At 71.9% G+C, this 17,778-nt stretch carries 16 protein-coding genes; 9 read left to right on the forward strand and 7 right to left on the reverse strand.

Annotated elements, in window-relative coordinates:
- Positions 1–11 precede the first annotated feature (11 nt).
- From F0L46_RS10190 to F0L46_RS10200, 3 genes are all read right to left on the reverse strand, one after another.
- Entirely contained in the window at positions 12–536 is a 525-nt protein-coding gene (locus F0L46_RS10190) for an EVE domain-containing protein (protein ID WP_149817093.1), read from the reverse strand.
- Positions 537–604: 68 nt separating this feature from the next.
- Positions 605–1,291, reverse strand: a complete 687-nt coding sequence (locus F0L46_RS10195) for a helix-turn-helix transcriptional regulator (RefSeq protein WP_149817095.1) — start codon at positions 1,289–1,291, stop codon at positions 605–607.
- A 4-nt stretch (positions 1,292–1,295) separates the two neighbouring features.
- Positions 1,296–1,856: a hypothetical protein gene (locus tag F0L46_RS10200; protein WP_149817097.1), complete on the reverse strand. Its 561-nt coding sequence runs from the start codon at positions 1,854–1,856 to the stop codon at positions 1,296–1,298.
- A gap of 311 nt (positions 1,857–2,167) precedes the next feature.
- Here F0L46_RS10200 and F0L46_RS10205 point away from each other — a divergent pair, with 311 nt between their 5' ends.
- Positions 2,168–2,545, forward strand: coding sequence for a DUF2267 domain-containing protein (locus F0L46_RS10205; protein ID WP_149817098.1), 378 nt, complete (start codon positions 2,168–2,170; stop codon positions 2,543–2,545).
- 47 nt (positions 2,546–2,592) lie between these two features.
- Here the strand turns inward: F0L46_RS10205 and F0L46_RS10210 are convergent, their stop codons facing one another.
- The 3 genes from F0L46_RS10210 to F0L46_RS10220 form a co-directional block, all read right to left on the reverse strand.
- Complete coding sequence (locus F0L46_RS10210) at positions 2,593–2,961, reverse strand: hypothetical protein (protein ID WP_149817100.1); 369 nt, start codon at positions 2,959–2,961, stop codon at positions 2,593–2,595.
- A gap of 410 nt (positions 2,962–3,371) precedes the next feature.
- On the reverse strand, positions 3,372–3,812 hold the full coding sequence (locus F0L46_RS10215) for a hypothetical protein (RefSeq protein WP_149817102.1): 441 nt from the start codon (positions 3,810–3,812) through the stop codon (positions 3,372–3,374).
- A gap of 52 nt (positions 3,813–3,864) precedes the next feature.
- A complete protein-coding gene (locus tag F0L46_RS10220) occupies positions 3,865–5,733 on the reverse strand; it encodes a methylmalonyl-CoA mutase family protein (protein ID WP_149817104.1) in 1,869 nt (622 codons plus the stop codon).
- A gap of 1,005 nt (positions 5,734–6,738) precedes the next feature.
- Between F0L46_RS10220 and F0L46_RS10225 the strand changes: the two genes are divergently transcribed.
- From F0L46_RS10225 to fliI, 5 genes are all read left to right on the forward strand, one after another.
- The gene (locus F0L46_RS10225) at positions 6,739–8,271 is read left to right on the forward strand and encodes a helicase HerA-like domain-containing protein (RefSeq protein WP_149817106.1); all 1,533 of its coding nucleotides are present in this window, start codon (positions 6,739–6,741) and stop codon (positions 8,269–8,271) included.
- A gap of 142 nt (positions 8,272–8,413) precedes the next feature.
- Positions 8,414–9,202 carry a DUF1217 domain-containing protein gene (locus F0L46_RS10230; RefSeq protein ID WP_149817108.1) on the forward strand — a complete coding sequence of 263 codons (789 nt, stop codon included), beginning with the start codon at positions 8,414–8,416 and terminating at the stop codon, positions 9,200–9,202.
- 109 nt (positions 9,203–9,311) lie between these two features.
- On the forward strand, positions 9,312–10,037 hold the full coding sequence (flgF, locus tag F0L46_RS10235; protein WP_149817110.1) for a flagellar basal-body rod protein FlgF: 726 nt from the start codon (positions 9,312–9,314) through the stop codon (positions 10,035–10,037).
- Positions 10,034–10,681, forward strand: a complete 648-nt coding sequence (locus tag F0L46_RS10240) for a hypothetical protein (RefSeq protein ID WP_149817112.1) — start codon at positions 10,034–10,036, stop codon at positions 10,679–10,681. Before flgF ends, F0L46_RS10240 begins: the two co-directional genes overlap by 4 nt.
- Positions 10,671–12,023, forward strand: coding sequence for a flagellar protein export ATPase FliI (gene fliI / locus F0L46_RS10245; protein WP_149817114.1), 1,353 nt, complete (start codon positions 10,671–10,673; stop codon positions 12,021–12,023). The genes F0L46_RS10240 and fliI overlap by 11 nt, the downstream gene beginning before the upstream one ends.
- Positions 12,024–12,202: 179 nt before the next feature.
- Here the strand turns inward: fliI and F0L46_RS10250 are convergent, their stop codons facing one another.
- The gene (locus F0L46_RS10250; RefSeq protein ID WP_149817116.1) at positions 12,203–13,798 is read right to left on the reverse strand and encodes an ABC transporter substrate-binding protein; all 1,596 of its coding nucleotides are present in this window, start codon (positions 13,796–13,798) and stop codon (positions 12,203–12,205) included.
- Between the two features lie 271 nt (positions 13,799–14,069).
- On the opposite strand from F0L46_RS10250, the gene F0L46_RS10255 reads away from it, so the two are divergent.
- The 3 genes from F0L46_RS10255 to F0L46_RS10265 all read left to right on the forward strand — a co-directional run bounded on the left by F0L46_RS10255 (position 14,070) and on the right by F0L46_RS10265 (position 17,777).
- Positions 14,070–15,338, forward strand: a complete 1,269-nt coding sequence (locus F0L46_RS10255; RefSeq protein WP_149817118.1) for a flagellin N-terminal helical domain-containing protein — start codon at positions 14,070–14,072, stop codon at positions 15,336–15,338.
- 178 nt (positions 15,339–15,516) lie between these two features.
- Positions 15,517–17,139 (forward strand): flagellar basal-body MS-ring/collar protein FliF, encoded by a 1,623-nt coding sequence (gene fliF / locus F0L46_RS10260; RefSeq protein WP_149817120.1) that lies wholly within the window; start codon positions 15,517–15,519, stop codon positions 17,137–17,139.
- Positions 17,139–17,777 (forward strand): hypothetical protein, encoded by a 639-nt coding sequence (locus tag F0L46_RS10265; protein WP_149817122.1) that lies wholly within the window; start codon positions 17,139–17,141, stop codon positions 17,775–17,777. The genes fliF and F0L46_RS10265 overlap by 1 nt, the downstream gene beginning before the upstream one ends.
- The last annotated feature ends 1 nt before the right edge of the window (position 17,778 follow it).

A 17,778-nucleotide genomic window follows, 5' to 3' on the forward strand; every position in this document is an offset into this window, starting at 1 on the left:
CCCATGTAGGGTCACGGCCCGGTCCCGACCAGATCGGGCCCGGGCATGCCTAGCCCCGCCGCCGCCAGGATCAGCCCCATGTCGTGCCCCGTGGCCTCCAGGAGGCCGAAGCGGAAGGGGTAGCCCCAGGCGCGCCGGCCGCGGGTGAGGTCGAGGCGGTCGAGGAGGGGGGGGATGGGCACGGGCGCGGCCTCCCGCCACGCCACCGCCCGGCGCCAGGGCCGGAAGCCCTCGTCCATGTCGGCCTGGTAGACGGCGTCGTCCGCCACCGTGCCGAACGCCGTGAAGGCCTGGCAGCGCTCGGAGCCGCGGAAGGCGATCACGGGCGAGTAATAGACCACCGCGTCCCCAGCGTTCAGCCGCCGCAGCGGTCCCGCCTTGCCGTGGCAGACCTGCATGACCCCCTCCGCGATCCCGCGCCGGACATGGTCGGCGCAGGCGACGGCGATCCAGTGGCGCGGCTCCCTGGCGGCCGGGGTCTCGCGGGGTGGGTGAAGCCCGAGGGCGGTCGTGGTCTCGTGCAGATGGCGGGGCATCGGTGGGTTCCTCATGACCCGATGAGCATCGCCCCGGCCTGCTGACAGCCTCTGTCAGCAGCGTGGAATCAGGTGAGGTCCGGGATGCCCTCCTTCAGCCGCCACTCGGCGGTGAGCGCCGCGCGGCGGCGGGGATAGCGCTCGGGCAGGAGGGCGGGCGCCGCGATGCGGTCGACGCGGAAGTGCCGGAAGCCGGCCCGCAGCTCGCACCAGGCCGCCACCACCCGGGCCTGCTTGAAGAAGGCCAGCGCGAAGGGCCACACGGTGCGCTCGGTCCACTCGCCCGCGCCGTCCATGTAGGTGATGCGCAGCTTGCGCTCGGCCTGGATCGCCTCGCGCACGAGCCCGAGATCGGCGCCGGGCTCGGCCTCCTCGGGGACCGCGAGGAGGCCGGAGGTCTGCGCCCGGTCGCGCAAGCCTGCGGGCAGCACGTCGGCGATCTTGGCGAGCGCGTCGCGGGCGGCGGCGGCGAGCGACGGGTCGCCGTTCTGGGCCACCCAGCGGGCGCCGAGCACCACGGCCTCGATCTCCTCGTCGGTGAACATGAGGGGCGGCAGGGTGAAGCCCGGGCGCAGCACGTAGCCCACCCCCGCCTCGCCCTCGATGGGCGCGCCCTGGCCCATGAGCGCCCCGATGTCCCGGTAGAGGGTGCGCAGGCTCACCCCGAGCTCGTCGGCGAGCTGCGCCCCCGTCACGGGCCGTCGGTGGCGCCGCAGGATCTGGAGGAGGTCGAGGAGCCGCTCGGAGCGGGCCATGGCGCTACTCGCAGGCGGTGCGCTGGCGGGCGCAGACCGCGTCCGTCCAGCCCCGGCCCATGTCGGTGTCGAGTTCGACCCAGGCGCCCCGGCAGGCGCGCAGGGCCCGCACGCCGACGCCCTCGGGCCCGTGGAGGACGAAGACCGACCCCGGCATGCGCTGGAGGCCCATCACGCGCGCCGAGACCGGCGCCCCCTCGCGGGGCTCGGCGCGCAGCTCCAGGCCCGCCGCCGTGGTGCGCACGGCGTCCTGCGCCACCCAACCGGCCCGCTCCAGCGGCACCCGCCGCCCGCCGGGCACGAACCCCACCTCGTCCGAGTAGCCCGCCTCCTCGATCCGGAACCAGCCCGGCACCCACCCCGTCACGGTGAACGCCACCGCCACCTCCCCGTCGCCCACGAGGACGGGATCAGGCAGCCGCAGCAGCACCGCCGCCTCTGGGGACGGCGCCTCCCGCACCGCGACCCCGGTTCCGTGCCCATAGGCCTCCACGAGGCAATCCACGGGCGCCTGAGCGCGGGCAGGGGAGGCGAGGAGGGCGAGGGCGAGGATGAGGGGGCGCACGGCAGGGTCTCGGTGTGGGGCGGGGGAGTGTGGCGGATCGGGGGAGGGGGGTGCAAGCCGGGAGAGGAGCGGACGGGCGCTCCCCTCCCCCTTGCGGGGAGGGGCTGGGGGTGGGGGTCGGAAAGTCGGAGCTGGTGCGGACGTAGGGAGCACGCACGCTCGTACAGCCTTCATCTGGACCGGGATCTCTCGCGCCCCGACCCCCACCCCTGACCCCTCCCCGCAAGGGGGAGGGGAAGCGCCGCGAGCCCGTGCCCTTGATTTCGGCGGCTCGCGCCGCAACGTTACGGCACCCGACAGCGGAGATTCCCATGGACGAGCTCATTGCCCGCGTGACCCAGAAGACCGGCCTCGACGCCGCGACGGCGGAGAAGGCCGTCGCGATCATCATGAACTTCCTGAAGAAGGAGGGGCCGCCCGCCGAGGTGAACCAGCTCGTGGCGGCGATCCCCGGCGCCGAGCAGGCCATGGCGAACGCGCAGGCGAGCGACACGGGCGGCGGCGGGATGATGGGCGGCATGGGCGGCGGCGTCATGGCGCTCGGCGGCCAGCTCATGGGCATCGGCGTCGGCATGGGCCAGATGCAGCCGCTGGGCCGCGAGCTCTTCACCTATGGCCGCGAGAAGGCCGGCGAGGACGTCATGGGCCCGATCGTCGGCGCGATCCCCGGCCTCACCCAGTTCCTCTAGTCCGATAGGGCCACGGGGCCGGACGCGAGCCCGGCCCCGTGCAGATTCTACCCGCGCTTCTCGGCGTTCCAGCGGCCGGAGCACTGGGTGTTGCCGGCCGCGCTCCAAGTGCCGACGCCGTTGGCGCCGTCGAGCTGGCCCTTCACGGCCACCCGGTCGCCGCCGCGCCCGATCGTGCCCTGGACGGCGCCGTTGGGCTGCACCTTGCCGGTGACCTGGAAGTTCTCGGTGCCCGCATAGCGCACCTCCCCCTTGTCGATCGCCACCGCGTAGCGATAGGCGCGATCGCAGTCGCCCTTCTCGGTGATCACCTCAACGCTCCAGCGCCCGTCGAACTTGGCCGCGCTCCCCTGCGCGAGGGCGGGCCCGGCGAGCCCGGCGAGCGCCAGGGCCATGAGAAGGCTCTTCGTCGGCATCTGCGTCTCCTGCACGGTTTCGTTGGCGGAAGGATAACGCGCCAACCTGAATCCGGGATGAGCGGGCGTTTCGGGATGGGACTGCGGCGGATGGCGGCGGGGGTTGCTCCACCGTGTCATCCCCGGCTGGAGCTGGCGAAGCCAGCGGAAGGGAAGAGGATCCAGCGTTACTCTTGTCGCGAAGCGACACCTTATGCCCGTCCAGGGCCCTTCGCGGGCCAAGTCGTGCCGCTGACGCGGCAGCATCGCTTGCGCTGGATCCCCTTCCCCTTCACCGGCCTTTCGGCCGGTTCCGGCCGGGGATGACAGGGTGGAGCGAGGACGGAGGTGGGAGCGCTATCGCCGGCCCCACGCAAAAAAGGCGCCCGGGGATCCCCGAGCGCCTCGAAACCTGAGCCGAGCCCTGCCCCTCAGCGCGAGGCGGTCTCCGTGCGACGGGTGGCGGTCCAGCGGCCGGAGCAGCCGAGGAACTCCACCTTCCAGGCGCCGGCGCCGCCGTTGCCCTTGAGCTTGCCGGAGGCTGCGGCGCTGGCGAGCGAGCGGCGGATGCCGAGGGTCACACCGCCGTCCTGGCCGATGCGGCCCGACACGGTCACCTTCGGCTCGTCCGGGGAGGCCTGGTGATAGCGCACCGCGCCGTCCTCCACCGCGATCGTGTAGGTGTAGCTGCGATCGCAGGAGCCCGCCTCCGTCACCATCTCGACGGCCCAGGTGCCGTCGAACCCGGCCGGGGCCGGACCGGCGCCAGCCGCAACGGCGCTGCCGGCGGCAAGGGCGCTGCCGGCGGCAAGGGCGCTGCCGGCGGCAAGCGTGCCGAGGCCGAGGACGAGCGTGCGGATCTGATGGCGCATCTGGAGCCTTCCCGTGGCAAGAGGCCGGGCCGCCGCAAGGCGATGGGCGCGGTCAGGACCGTCGGCAGGCCGTCTCGTGGGCCTGATCGAGGATCCCGAGCGCGTCGCACCCGGCATGGATGGTGGACGTCAGTCCGGCGGCGCGGAGGTCAGCTTCGATGTCCGTCGCCCGGCCTGCACTGTAAATAGCCCCACAACCCGCCTGTTTCAACCCTTTCACGGCGTCTATCGCTAGTTCTACGTAAGTCTCGTCCGTCGAGCACAGGCACGCAAGCTTGGCCCCTGACGCAAGGTAAGTAGTCACGATGCTGTCGACGTCTGTTAATTCGCCGTTCAGGGTCGCTTCTATGCCACCGGCTTCAAAGAAGTTCTTTGCGAATGTCGCGCGCGCCGTGAACGCCGCCACGGGGCCGAGCCCCGCCAGGAACACCCGCGGCCGCGCTCCCGTGCGGGCGAGCCACGCGTCGGAGGCCGCGCGCAGGCGCTCGAAAGGCTCGGCCGCGCGCACCGGGCGCAAGGCCGGGAAATCGCCTTGCCCCCGCGACGGGGCGTCCACGGGCGCGGGCATCAGGACATCGACGGGGGCCTCCGCGATGTCGGGGAACTCGCTCGTGCCGGTGATGGGATCGCGCCGGCGCGCCACGTTGCGGGCGCGCTCCTCCCGCACGGCCGCGATCCGCCCCTGGAGGGCGCCGGCCGAGAGGCTCGCCGCGATCCCGCCCTCGCGCTCGATCTCCTGGAAGGCGCTCCAGGCCGTCGCCGCGAGCGCGTCGGTCAGCGCCTCGAAGCCGCCGGCTCCGGCGGCCGGGTCGGCGACGCGCCAGAGCTGACCCTCCTCCATGAGGACGAGCTGGGTGTTGCGGGCCACGCGCCGGGCGAAGGCGTCGGGGAGCCCGAGCGCCGCCGTGAACGGCAGCACGGAGACGATATCCGCGCCGCCGACGCCCGCCGAGAACACGGCGACGCTCGCCCGCAGCATGTTGACCCACGGGTCGGCCCGCGTCGTCATCCGCCACGCGGTCTCGGCCGTGAGGCGGACGGGTTCGGGCGCCAGGCCGCACGCCGCCTCGGCCCGCGCCCACAGGCGGCGGAACGCGCGCAGCTTCGCGATGGTGAGGAACTCGTCGGCGTCGGCCACGAGGGTGAAGGCGATGGCGCGGCGCGCCTCGTCGAGATCGATCCCGTTGGCCTCCAGGCCGCGCAGATAGGCGACGCCCGTGGCGAGCACGGCGGCGAGCTCCCCCGCCTCGCTCGCGCCCGCCTCGTGGTAGGGCCGGCCGTCGGCGCGCAGCTGCGGGCCGTGCAAGCCCCCCTCGCGCAGGAGGCGCAGGGTGCCGGCGACGCGCTCCATCAGGGCCGCGAAGGGCATCGGTGAGCGGCCCGTGCGCGCCATGTCGCCCGCGGGATCGAGGCCGATCTCGACCGACAGGGTGGCGGGGTCGAGGCGGCGGCGCTCGACGAGGGCCAGCACCTGCGTCGCGGCCTCCCGGCCGGCGAAGGGGGCGGTCTCGATGGCGAGGTGGATGAGGTCGAGCATCACCCCGTCGAGGGCCCGGTCGAGATCGTCGACGCACGTGACCCCGACGCCGAAGCCGCGCCCCGTGGGGGCACCCGCGAGGGTGAGGACGAGGGCGTCGGCGCCGCCCTCCAGGTCGGCCAGCGCGAGGCGGTTCGCCTCCACGGGGTCAGGATGGTCCATGTGCGCCGCGATCCGCCACCGGCCTCCCGCCGCCCGCCCCGGCTGCGCCGGCGGCTCGGCCTTCGGGTAGAGCGGCTCGATGCGAAGGCCGTCATAGGTCCGGCCCACGAGGCGCTTCTCGACATCGGCCCCCTTGAGCACGCCCTCCACGAGACGCAGCCACGCCTCGCGGGTGGGGCTCTCGAAGGCGGCGGCGAGGGGCAGCGGGGACGCGTCCGTCATGGGCCCATCCTTTCGGTTCTGATGCTCCCGCGTGTTTGCAACAGTCCCGCGCGCCGCGCCAGGGGGGATGGGCCGGACGCAAGCGGAACCGGTGCTGGCTCTTCCCCTCCCCCTTGCGGGGAGGGGTTAGGGGTGGGGGTCGGGACGCGAGAGGTCCCGGTCCGGAAGTGGGCTGTACCGGCCTGCGTGTGCCCCCTCCCCCTTGTGGGGAGGGGTAGGGGTGGGGGTCGGGACGCCATCCGCGGCCGGTGCAGGATAGGGCTGTAGCAGCCTGCATTCTCCCGACCTTCCCGCCAGCTCCGACTTTACGACCCCCACCCCCAACCCCTCCTCACAAGGGGGAGGGGAGATACGCCACCTTGACATTCCTACTCACCTGATTTATGTCCTACCCCGCATCACCCGATGAGGGGCGCTGTCGCGAGGCGTCGTGAGGTGGGGTGGTGCGCGGCGCCTGCGCCCCCGGATACGCGGTCCGGGGTCTCGGGGGACGGATGCCTAAGCGGGTGGCGACACCCGTGATGTCGGCGATACCCGTACTATGGCGGGATCTGGTGGGGTTATCGTGACGGGACGCACCCAAGCACGGACGACCCACGGGGCGACGGCGGTGGGGCACAACGGCGGGGTTTCCTCTTGCGAGGGCCCTTAGCCCGGCTCGGCCGCGCGTCAGTCTGACCGATGGCGACGCGCCTAGACCGCCGCTGATGCGTGCCGGGGCGACCCGGACGGGGCCGGACCATCGATCCGGGCCCCCGTGGACGCCGCTGGGCTCTAAGCTCACGGCCGACTGCCACAATCGAGCCCGCGGCGTCCCGCGCCCCCTCGATGTTCTCTCGCCCGCCCTCCGGCAGACGGCCGGACAGGACGGGCCGCCCCCGGGGCGCGATGCGCCATGTCCAGGGCGCGCCTCCCCTCTCCCCACGGGAGAGGGGAGGGAGGTTCCTATGGCCTCCCGCTTGCGATCCCATTATCTCTAGCCGCAAACCAGGGGCACGCGAGACCATGAGCACGGACGGGACCATCCTCATCGGGAAGAGCACCAAGCCGGAGCATCTTCACCTGCGGCTCGCCAACCGGCACGGGCTCGTGACGGGCGCCACGGGGACGGGGAAGACCGTGACGCTGCAGGTGCTGGCGGAGGGGTTCTCCAACGCGGGCGTGCCCGTCTTCGCCGCCGACATCAAGGGCGATCTGTCGGGGATCGCGGCGCCGGGGGAGGGCAAGCCCGTCTTCGTCGAGCGCGCCGCGGAGGTGGGGGTCGAGTACGCCCCCGACCGCTTCCCCGTGGTGTTCTGGGACCTGTTCGGCGAGAAGGGGCACCGGGTGCGGGCGACCGTGTCCGAGATGGGACCGCTCCTGCTCTCGCGCCTCCTCGACCTCAACGACACGCAGGAGGGCGTCCTCAACATCGCGTTCCGGGTCGCCGACGAGCAGGGCCTGCTCCTCGTCGACCTCAAGGACCTGCGGGCGCTCCTCGCCTTCATCGCCGACAACGCGAAGGAGCTCACCACCGCCTATGGCAACGTCTCGAAGCAGAGCGTGGGCGCGATCCAGCGCCAGCTCCTCGTCCTGGAGAACCAGAACGCCCACGAGTTCCTCGGCGAGCCGGCCCTCCAGATCCGGGACCTGATGCGGGTCGACCGGGACGGGCGGGGCGTGGTGAACCTGCTCGCCGCCGACCGGCTCATGAACAACCCGCGCCTCTACGCCACCTTCCTCCTGTGGCTGATGTCGGAATTGTTCGAGGAGCTGCCCGAGGTGGGCGATCTCGACAAGCCGAAGCTCGTGTTCTTCTTCGACGAGGCGCATCTCCTCTTCGCGGATGCGCCGAAAGCCCTCGTGGACTCGGTCGAGCGTGTGGTGCGGCTCATCCGCTCCAAGGGGGTGGGCGTCTATTTCGTGACGCAGAATCCCCTCGACGTGCCCGAATCCGTGCTCGGCCAGCTCGGCAACCGCGTCCAGCACGCGCTTCGCGCCTTCACGCCCCGCGACCAGCGGGCGGTGCGCGCCGCCGCCGAGACCTTCCGCCAGAACCCCGCCTTCAGCACGGCCGCCGCGATCACCGAGCTCGGGGTGGGCGAGGCCCTGGTCTCGACGCTGGAGGGGAGGGGCGCGCCCTCCATGGTGGAGCGCACCCTCGTCGCCCCGCCCATGGGCCGGGTCGGGCCGGTGGACGACGCCGAGCGCCAGGCGCTGATCGCCGCGAGCCCCTTCCGGGGCAAGTACGACGAGAGCGTCGATCCCGACTCCGCCGCCGAGATGCTCGCCCGGCGCGCCGAGGCCGCGGCGGGGGGCGAGGCGGCGGGCGGGGGCGGCATCCTCGACATGCTGGGCGGCCTGTTCGGCACGAGCCGCAAGCGCGGCGAGACCCTGAGCGTCGGCCAGACGGTCGCCCGCGAGGTCACCCGCACCGTGGCGAACCAGGTGGTGGGCGAGATCGCGGCCAATATCGGCAAGGCGATCCTCGGCCGGCAGGGCGGCTCCATCGGCCGGGCGGTGGTGCGCGGCACGCTGGGCGGCCTCCTCAAGCGCTAGAGCCGCCAGGTGTCACAGGATCCCCGGATCCCGGGATCCGGCGCCTCCAGCCCCGCGCAAGGGTGGGAGCGGAAGGTGGCGCGGTGACGCCTGCGTGCCGGACCCCGCATGGCGGCTCACACCCGAGACCGGAGCGACCGCCATGCTCTCCACGGCCCTGGCCTACAACCTCGTCACCCGCGATCTCGACAAGTCGCTGGCGCGGACGGCGTCCGATCCCGCGATCAAGCGCGAGATCACGGCCTACGAGAAGTCGATCCGGTCGGTGAAGTCGATCGACGATTTCCTGGAGAACGACACCGTCTATCGGGTGGCCATGAAGGCGTTCGGCCTCGAGGACATGATCTACGCCAAGGGCTTCATGCGGAAGGTGCTGGAGGGCGGCATCGCGAGCCGCGACAGCTTCGCCAACAAGCTCGCCGACAAGCGCTACCGCGAGTTCGCCGACACGTTCAACTTCGCCCAGTTCGGCTCCGCGACGACCGCGTTCAGCGCCGCCCAGGACGGCGTGGTCAAGCGCTACGTCCGCCAGACCCTGGAGCAGCGCGAGGGCGAGTCGAACGAGGGCGTCCGGCTCGCGCTCTATTTCGCCCGCATGGCGCCCGGCTTGAAGAACGCCTACCAGGTGCTCGCCGACCCGGCCCTGTCCAAGGTGGTGCGCACCGCGCTCAACCTGCCGGAAGCGATGGCCACCACCGACATCGACAAGCAGGCGCGGCTCATCGAGAGCCGGATCACCTTCGCGGACTTCAAGGACAAGACGAAGCTCGACGCCTTCCTGAAGCGCTTCGCGTCCATGAACGACGTGAACCAGCCCCAGCCCATGGCGACCGCGCTCGCCTCCCTCATGGCGCCGGTCGGATCCGCCGGGTCCGTCGGCATCCGGCCCGACCTCCTCGTCGGCCTCCAGTCCATCCGGTTCGGACGCTGACCATGCAATCCTCCAAGGATCAGCCCCAGCCCATCGCGGCGGCACTGGCCTCCCTCATGGCGCCGACGGGATCCGTCGGCCCCCAGATCACCCGCTTCGGACGCTGACCATGCAATCCTCCCTCTATGTCGCGCTGTCCGGCCAAGTCGCCCTCGAGCGGCGCATGCAGACGCTCGCCCGCAACGTCGCCAACATGAACACGGCGGGCTACCGCGCCGACGAGGTGACCTTCGAGGCGGTGCTGGCCCAGGCCGGGCGCGACCCGGTCGCCTTCGCCTCCGCGGGCGAGACCTACATCTCCCGCCGCCCGGGCGGCCTCACCAAGACCGACGCGCCCCTCGACGTCGCGGTCGACGGCGAGGCCTGGTTCGCGTTCCAGACCCCGAAAGGCGTGGTCTATACCCGCGACGGGCGCATGAACATGACCGCGAACGGCGAGCTGCGCACGGTGGCGGGCCACCCCGTCCTCGACGCGGGCGGCACGCCGATCCAGCTCAACCCGAACGGCGGCCCGCCCGTCATCAGCCGCGACGGCGCCATCTCGCAAGGGGCCCAGCAGGCCGGCGTGCTCGGCCTCCACCTCATCCCCGCCGACGCCAAGCTGTCGCGGTTCGAGAATTCCGGCGTGATCCCCGACAAGCGCGTCGAGGCCGTGAACGATTTCAGCCGCAACGGCGTCGTGCAGGGCTTCGTCGAGGGCGCCAACGTCAACCCCGTCATGGAGATGGCGAAGCTCGTCATGGTGACCCGCGCCTTCGAGAGCGCGTCGGCGGCCGTGGACGAGGCCGCCCGCGCCCAGCAGGAGGCGACCCGCACCCTGGGCGATCCGCGATGACCCCGCCGCTCGCCCCGACGTCGTCCCTTCTTGCGGCAGGCCCCGCCACGCCCGCGACCGTCGAGGCGTTGAAGGACACCCTCGCTGCTTTACGCGCCGCCCGCGGCGGCCCGAAAGCCGTGGCCGCGGCGCCCGCCCCCGTCCAGGGCCCGCCCCTGCCGCCGGATTTCGGCCGCGAGCTCGCCCGCACAGCCGCCGCGAAGCCCGCTCCTCCGCCGGCCTCCCCCGACATGATCCCGCCGGAGATCCTGCCGCTCCTCTTCGACGGCGGCGCCTTCGCGCCGGGCAAGGCGCTGCGCCTGTCCGACATCCCGGACGAGGAGACCATGGGCCCGCCGATGCCGGCGCCCGCCGCCGCTCCGGCGACAGGCCCCATCGATCTCGGCCGCTTCCGGAGCGAGGCGCCGTCGCCGAAACCCGACACCACCGCCTCGGCCCGCCCTGCCGCCCCAGCGACCGCCTCCGCCGAGGAGCCGGGGAAACCCGTCGAGGTGGACGTGGACCGCCTCGCCAAGGCGCCCTCGAACTTCCTACCCCTCGACGTGCTCCAGGCCATGAAGGCCCGCCACGCGGGCGCCGCCTCCATCCGCGCCGAGGCGCCCGCGAAGCCCGAGCCGCGCCCCGTGAGCCCCCATGCACGCTGACGCCCGCCCCGCGCCGAACGCGCTCTCGCGGCTTGCCGACGCCGTGGCCTCGGCGCATGCCGACATCGAGCCCGTGCGGGTCGGGGGCCAGATCTCGGCCGTCACCCCCGCCTTCTACCGCGTCTCCGGGATCTCGCCCTTCCTGAAGCTCGGCGAGCGCATCCTGCTCGGGGGCGAGGGGCGGCCGCAGATCGGCGAGGTGGTGCGCATCGACGACGGCGGCGCCACGGTGAAGCCCTTCGAGGGCTCCATCGACGCCCGCCTCGGCGAGCGCGCCTACCGCATCGGCCCCGTCTCGCTCTCCCCCGACGCCAGCTGGCGCGGCCGGGTCGTCGACGCCCTCGGCCGCCCCATCGACGGCGGCGCGCCCCTCGTGGTGGGCGAGCACCGGGTGATGCCGTTCTCCGATCCGCCCCCCGCCATGAACCGGGCCCGGGTCGGCCGGCACGTGAAGACGGGCGTGCGGGCCATCGACATCTTCACGCCGCTCTGCCTCGGCCAGCGGGTCGGCATCTTCGCGGGCTCGGGCGTCGGCAAGTCCACCCTGCTCTCCATGATCGCGGGGGCGGAGGGCTTCGACACCATCGTGATCGCGCTGGTGGGCGAGCGGGGCCGCGAGGTGCGCGAGTTCCTGGAGGAGACCCTCACTCCGGCCTCGCGGGCCCGGGCCGTGATGGTGGTCTCCACCAGCGACGAGAGCCCCATGATGCGCCAGCTCGCCCCCAACACGGCGATGGCGGTGGCGGAATATTTCCGCGACCGGGGCGACCAGGTGCTCCTCATCATCGACTCCGTGACCCGCTACGCCCATGCAGCCCGGGACGTGGCGCTCGCCGCCGGCGAGCCAGCCGTGTCGCGCGGCTTCACGCCGAGCGTGTTCAGCGAGCTGCCCCGGCTGCTCGAGCGGGCGGGGCCGGGCTTCGAGGGGGGAGGGGCCATCACGGGCATCTTCTCCGTGCTCGTCGACGGCGACGACCACAACGACCCCGTGGCCGACAACATCCGCGGCACGCTGGACGGCCACATCGTGCTGGAGCGCTTCATCGCGGATCGCGGGCGCTTCCCCGCCATGAACCCGCTCACCTCGATCTCGCGCCTGTCGCGCCAGGTCTGGAGCGCCGACCAGCAGGCGCTGGTGCGCCGCTTCTGCGCCCTCATCGCCCGCTTCGAGGACACCCGCGACCTGCGGATCATGGGCGGCTACGCGCCCGGCAACGACCCCGACCTCGACCAGGCCGTCGCCATCGTCCCGCGCCTCTACGACGCCCTGCGCCAGGACCCCACCTCGCCCAAGAGCGAGGACGCTTTCCGCGAGCTCGCCGCGATGCTCAAGGGCGAGTGAGCGCCCGTCCCCCTCCCCCTTGCAGGGAGGGGTTAGGGGTGGGGGTCGAAAAGTCGGAGCTGGGGGCGGGGGAGGGGAGCACGCCGGCGCGTACAGCCCTCTCCTGCACCGGGACCTCTCGCGTCCCGACCCCCACCCCTGCTCCCTCCCCGCAAGGGGGAGGGGGATTGGCGTCCCGCCTATTCCTTGCGCGCCCAGTAGAGCAGGATCTGGTTGTCCGCCCGCTGGGTGAGCTTCACCTTGTTCGAGACGCCCCAGGCCAGCGCCTGCTGGTGCAGCGGGATGAAGCCCCAGTCCTTGTTGGCGATCTCGAAGGCCTGCTTGATCATCGCGTCGCGCTTCGTCGTGTCGGCCTCCACGAGGATCTTGTCGGTGAGGGCGTCGAGCTCCTTGTTGCAATAGCCGCCGTAGTTCGTCTCGCCGCGGCTCGAGGTCGGCACGTCGCGGCAGCCCATGATGTCGTAGAGGACGTTGTGGCTGTCGAAGGTGCCGGGGGTCCAGCCCAGGAGATAGAGCGTGCTCTGGTAGCCGCCCGACTTGCCGGCCTTGCCGAAATATTGCGCCTTCGGGATTGCGCTCAGCGCCACCTTGACGCCGGCCCGGGCCAGCATGCCCACCACCGCCTGGCAGATCTCGGCGTCGTTCACGTAGCGGTCGTTGGGGCAGTCCATCCCGACCTCGAAGCCGTTAGGGTACCCGGCGTCGGCGAGAAGCTTCTTGGCCGCCGCGAGGTCGGCCTTGGGCCGCGTGAACTCCTTGGAGCCGGAGAAGAGCTGGGGCGCGATCATCAGGGCGGAGGGCGTCGAGAGGCCGCGCATGACCCGGTCGCGGATCACGTCGATGTCGACCGCCCGGTAGAACGCCTCGCGGACGCGAGGGTCCTTGAAGGGGTTCTTGCCCTTCACGTTGGAGACGAGGAGCTCGTCGCGCACCGTGTCGAAGCCGAGGAAGATGGTGCGAAGCTCCGGCCCGGTGAGCACCTTCGCGTTGGGGCTCGCGTTCACCCGGGCGATGTCCTGCACCGGCACGGGCTCGATCACGTCGACCTCCCCCGACAGGAGCGCGGCGACGCGGGTGGCGTCGTTGGTGATCGGGGTGAAGACGATCTCGTCGAGATTGTGCTGGGGCTTGTCCCACCAGGCCTCGTTCTTCTTGAACACCGTGCGGACGCCAGGCTGGTGCGTCTCGATGCGGAAGGGCCCCGTGCCGTTGGCGTTGAGGGCCGCATAGCCCGGCGTCGTGGCGGCGGCGGGGGTGGGCTGCGTGGTGTTGTTCGCCTCCGACCACTCCTTATCCATGATGTACCAGGTGTCCCACTGGCTGTTCAGGATGGGGTTGGGCGAGTCGAGGATGACGTCGACCGTGTGGTCGTCGACCTTCACGAACTTTGCCGTCGTGGGGATGCGGGTGGTGAAGTTCGAGCCCTTGGCCCGCACGCGCTCGGCGGAGAAGATCACGTCGTCGGCGGTGAAGTCGTTGCCGTTGTGGAACTTCACGCCCTTGCGCAGGAACAGGCGCCAGCGCAGGCCGTCCTCGCTCGTCTCCCAGCGCTCGGCGAGCGCCGGCTCGATCTTGAGATCCTTTCCGCGCCGGGTGAGGCCCTCGTAGACGTGGCCGTGATGGGCGTTCGTCGTGGTCTCGTTGAGCGTGTAGGGATCGAGCGACTTGAGGTCGCCCTGGTTGGCGTAGCGCAGGGTGACGGCGGAGGCGGGCAGGGCGCCCGTCGCGAGCAGCAGGGCTGCGACGCCGGCGAGCATCGTGGTGCGGTGGGTCATGCTGTGGTGGTCCCCTCGTGGTCTTGGCGGGCGGCGCACCCCTCGAGGTACGGCGCCCGCAGGAGGGGGAGCCTAGAGGGGCGGGAACCGGCCTGTCCAGGCCGCTCGAAAGAGGCTTGAGGCCGTTAAGCCTCGCGCAAGCTTCGCGGCGTAGGGTGCCCTCATGACGGATTGGACCCCAACGCACAGCGGTCCATAGGCATGATGCCGCTCCGTCATTCCGGTGAAAGCCCGGCATGTCCCGCAACACTCTTTCAAGGGACATACGACCATGGGTTCGTCCATCAACACCAACACCGCCGCGATGACGGCGCTGGCCACGCTCAACCAGACCCAGAAGTCCATGGAGATGACGCAGGCGCGCATCTCGTCGGGCTTCCGCGTCTCGACGGCGCAGGACAACGCCGCCTACTGGTCCATCGCGACCACGATGCGGTCCGACGACAAGGCGCTGGGCGCCGTGCAGGACTCGCTCGGCCTCGGCGCCGCCACCATCGACGTCGCCTACACCGCCATGAACGCGACCGTGAAGGTCGTCGACGACATCAAGGCCAAGCTCGTCGCCGCCCGTACCCCCGGCGTCGACCGCGGCAAGATCCAGTCCGACATCACCGAGCTCCAGAAGCAGCTCAAGAACACGGCGAACTCCGCGGTGTTCAACGGCGAGAACTGGCTCTCGGTCGACGGCGGCGCCGCGAGCTTCAACCCGACCAAGACGGTCGTGGCCTCGTTCTCGCGCACCGGCGGCCAGATCGCGATCGGCACCGTCGACGTCAACCTGAACGCCTCGAAGCTGCTCGACTCGCAGACCGAGACGGCGCTGGCCAGCATGCGCAACACCACCGCTTCGGTCACGGCCGGCGGCGGCTTCGTCGTCCAGGCCGGCGGCGGCTCGCTCGCCGTCAACGTCGGCGGCACCACCACGACGCTGCGCTTCGACCAGGGCGCGAGCCTTGGCGACGTGGCGACCGCGCTGAGCGGCATCTCCGGCATCACGGCGCAGGTCGACTCCACCGGCGTGCTCCGCATCGCCAACCGCAACAGCGTGGCGGTGAGCTTCACGCAGACCAACCTCTCGGCGGCCCCGGCGGACTTCACGATCACCGCGATCGCCGCTCCCGCCGCTCCGGGCCTGCTCGCCTCCAAGAAGGGCATCCTGGACAAGGGCTACGACTACTACGACGGCGCCGCCTGGACGACGGCGAGCGTGACCACGGTCGACATCAGCAAGCTCACGGACAGCGCGGCCGACCTCAGCCGCCTGGAAGTGTTCATCCGCGCGGTCGACAAGGGCCTCGGCGCGATCACGACCGCCGCGACCAACCTCGGCTCGCTCAAGTCGCGCATCGACCTGCAGCAGGACTTCACGAAGGCCCTGCGCGACTCGATGAGCCGCGGCGTCGGCCAGCTCGTGGACGCCGACATGTCGGCGGAGTCGACCCGCCTCCAGGCGCTCCAGACCCAGCAGCAGCTCGGCATCCAGGCCCTCTCGATCGCCAACCAGGGCGCTCAGAGCATCCTGTCGCTCTTCCGCGGCTGATCCTCGAGGCCACGCCTCCATCCCAGGGCCACGCTCGAAAGAGCGTGGCCTTTTTGCGTGACGGCGGCCGCGCCGCGCCTGTCGCAACCCTCGGGCAAGCTTGCGCCGCCATGGTGTCGCTTGATCGGCCGGACCGCGCGCCACGCGGCCCGGCTCTCGAACAGCATCGCGAGACCCGATGAGCGTTCTAGAACATGCCGACCGCCTGCGGCTGAACCTTCTCGACCTCGGCTTGAAGCGCCTCGTGGCGCTCGCCATCGTCGGGCTCACCGTGATCGTGGGCGTCGGAACGGGCGCCTATCTCCTCAGCCGCCCGCAATACGCGGTCCTCTATACGGGGCTGGAGCGCGACGACGTCACCCGCATCGGCACCGCGCTCAACGAAGCGGGCATCCCCTACGACGTGAGCGCGGCCGGCAACGCCGTGATGGTGGGCCACGCCAACGTGAGCAAGGCCCGCATGCTGCTCGCCGAGAAGGGGCTGCCCTACAGCGCCAAGGCGGGCTACGAGCTCTTCGACAAGCTCGGCTCGCTCGGCATCACCTCGTTCATGCAGGAGGTGACCCGCGTCCGGGCTCTGGAGGGCGAGATCGCCCGCACGATCCAGGGCATGCGCGGCATCAAGGCGGCGCGCGTCCATCTCGTGATGCCCGACCCGGGCTCCTTCCGCCGCGAGCAGCGCCCGCCCTCGGCCTCCGTGGTGATCCGCGCCGACCACGCCGACCTCCAGGGCTCGGCCCAGGCCGTGCGCCACCTCGTCTCGGCCGCCGTGCCCGGCATGACCCCCGACAAGGTGACGGTGCTCAGCGCCGACGGGACGCTTCTCGCGTCCGGTGGCGATGCCGCCCAGGCGGGCGGCCGGGCCGCCGGCCTCCACCGCACGATCAACCGGGAGATCGAGGACAGCGTGCGGCGCACGCTCACCCCCTATCTCGGCCTGGAGAACTTCGAGATCAGCGTCGCGGCGAAGATCAACACGGACAAGAAGGTGGTGAACGAGACCATCTTCAATCCCGAGTCCAAGGTCGAGCGCTCGATCCGCGTGGTGCGCGAGAGCGAGACCTCGCAGAACCAGAACCGCCAGGCCCCCACCACCGTGCAGCAGAACCTGCCCAACGAGCGGATCAACACCGACAAGGGCGACCAGTCGAGCGAGGAGACGAAGCGGCGCGAGGACCTCACGAATTTCGAGATCTCGTCGAAGCAGATCCAGACGTCGAGCGACGGCTACGGCATCGAGCAGCTCTCCATCGCGGTCCTCGTCAACCGGGCCCGCCTCGCGGCCGCCGCGGGACCCGAGGCGGGCGAGGAGGGCATCGCCCGCCAGATCGCCGAGATCGAGGCCCTCGTCGGCTCGGCCGCGGGCTACCGCGAGGCGCGCGGCGACGTGCTCAAGGTCTCCGCCGTGAGCTTCCTCGCGGGCTCTAGCGGCGGGCTCGACCCGGTGCCGGACGCGAGCCTCAAGGAGCTCCTCCTGCGCCAGACGGGCACGATCGTGAACTCGCTGATGATCCTCGTGATCGCGCTCACCGTGATCTGGTTCGGCCTGCGCCCGGCGCTCGCCGTGCTCCTCGACCGGCCCAAGGCCGAGGCCGCCGCCGCCCTCGGGGGCGCCGCGCTCGGCGGTCCCGCGGGCGAGGCGCCCCCGGCGCTCGCCGCGCCTGAGGTCAACCTCGTCGAGAACGTCGCGACCCGCCTCAACAGCTCGACCATCAAGCGCCTCGAGCAGATCGTCGAGCAGAACGAGGAGCAGGCCGCCCACATCCTGAAGCAGTGGATGCACGCAGGCGAGACCGCTTGATGGCCCATCCCCTCGCAGCCCGGCTGATCGAGCTCAAGCCCACCGTCGCGGTGCTCACCCCCGAGCCCGAGGCGTCCGGCGCGCGGGGCGCCCCGCCGCCGGTGGAGGATCCCGGCCCGCCGGAGCCCGACCTCGACACCCTGCTCGCCGAGGCCTTCGCCCGCGGCGTCGCGCAAGGCGAGGCCGGCGCCGCCGCGGTGCACGGCGCCGCCCTGGAGGCGGCTGAGGCCCGCGCGGCCGAGCTGCTTGCCATGGAGCGCGCCCGCTGGGCCGACGAGGAGGGCGCACGGCTCGCCGCGCTGCTGACCGAGCTCGCCGGCGGAATCGAGGAGCGGATCGCCGCGGGCGCGGCCCGGGTGCTCAGGCCGTTCCTCGACGAGGCCGTGCGCGACCGGGCGCTCGCCGGGCTCATGGCCGCCCTCGACACGATCCTTCGGGGCAAGCCCGCCGCCGCGATCGCGCTCACCGGCCCCGCGGATCTCGGGGAGGCTCTGCTTCGCCGGCTTCCCGCGCCGACGGCCGAGCGGATCCGCTTCACGCCGGGCGAGGGGATCGAGCTCCTCCTCACCGTGGACGACCTCGTCGTCGAAACCCAGCTCGCCTCGTGGTCTCGCGCCCTGCGCGAGCCCGCCGTTTGAG

It is taken from the genome of Salinarimonas soli, assembly GCF_008386575.1.
GTDB lineage: Bacteria > Pseudomonadota > Alphaproteobacteria > Rhizobiales > Beijerinckiaceae > Salinarimonas_A > Salinarimonas_A soli.

What these genes read in the sequence shown, in the direction of transcription:
- F0L46_RS10210 (WP_149817100.1), bottom strand. Translation starts at nt 2,961, where the DNA reads ATGCCGACGAAGAGCCTTCTCATGGCCCTGGCGCTCGCCGGGCTCGCC.
- fliF (WP_149817120.1), top strand. Translation starts at nt 15,517, where the DNA reads ATGAGCGTTCTAGAACATGCCGACCGCCTGCGGCTGAACCTTCTCGAC.
- F0L46_RS10195 (WP_149817095.1), bottom strand. Translation starts at nt 1,291, where the DNA reads ATGGCCCGCTCCGAGCGGCTCCTCGACCTCCTCCAGATCCTGCGGCGC.
- fliI (WP_149817114.1), top strand. Translation starts at nt 10,671, where the DNA reads ATGCACGCTGACGCCCGCCCCGCGCCGAACGCGCTCTCGCGGCTTGCC.
- F0L46_RS10220 (WP_149817104.1), bottom strand. Translation starts at nt 5,733, where the DNA reads ATGACGGACGCGTCCCCGCTGCCCCTCGCCGCCGCCTTCGAGAGCCCC.
- F0L46_RS10225 (WP_149817106.1), top strand. Translation starts at nt 6,739, where the DNA reads ATGAGCACGGACGGGACCATCCTCATCGGGAAGAGCACCAAGCCGGAG.
- F0L46_RS10255 (WP_149817118.1), top strand. Translation starts at nt 14,070, where the DNA reads ATGGGTTCGTCCATCAACACCAACACCGCCGCGATGACGGCGCTGGCC.
- F0L46_RS10230 (WP_149817108.1), top strand. Translation starts at nt 8,414, where the DNA reads ATGCTCTCCACGGCCCTGGCCTACAACCTCGTCACCCGCGATCTCGAC.
- F0L46_RS10265 (WP_149817122.1), top strand. Translation starts at nt 17,139, where the DNA reads ATGGCCCATCCCCTCGCAGCCCGGCTGATCGAGCTCAAGCCCACCGTC.
- F0L46_RS10205 (WP_149817098.1), top strand. Translation starts at nt 2,168, where the DNA reads ATGGACGAGCTCATTGCCCGCGTGACCCAGAAGACCGGCCTCGACGCC.
- flgF (WP_149817110.1), top strand. Translation starts at nt 9,312, where the DNA reads ATGCAATCCTCCCTCTATGTCGCGCTGTCCGGCCAAGTCGCCCTCGAG.
- F0L46_RS10250 (WP_149817116.1), bottom strand. Translation starts at nt 13,798, where the DNA reads ATGACCCACCGCACCACGATGCTCGCCGGCGTCGCAGCCCTGCTGCTC.
- F0L46_RS10240 (WP_149817112.1), top strand. Translation starts at nt 10,034, where the DNA reads ATGACCCCGCCGCTCGCCCCGACGTCGTCCCTTCTTGCGGCAGGCCCC.
- F0L46_RS10215 (WP_149817102.1), bottom strand. Translation starts at nt 3,812, where the DNA reads ATGCGCCATCAGATCCGCACGCTCGTCCTCGGCCTCGGCACGCTTGCC.
- F0L46_RS10190 (WP_149817093.1), bottom strand. Translation starts at nt 536, where the DNA reads ATGCCCCGCCATCTGCACGAGACCACGACCGCCCTCGGGCTTCACCCA.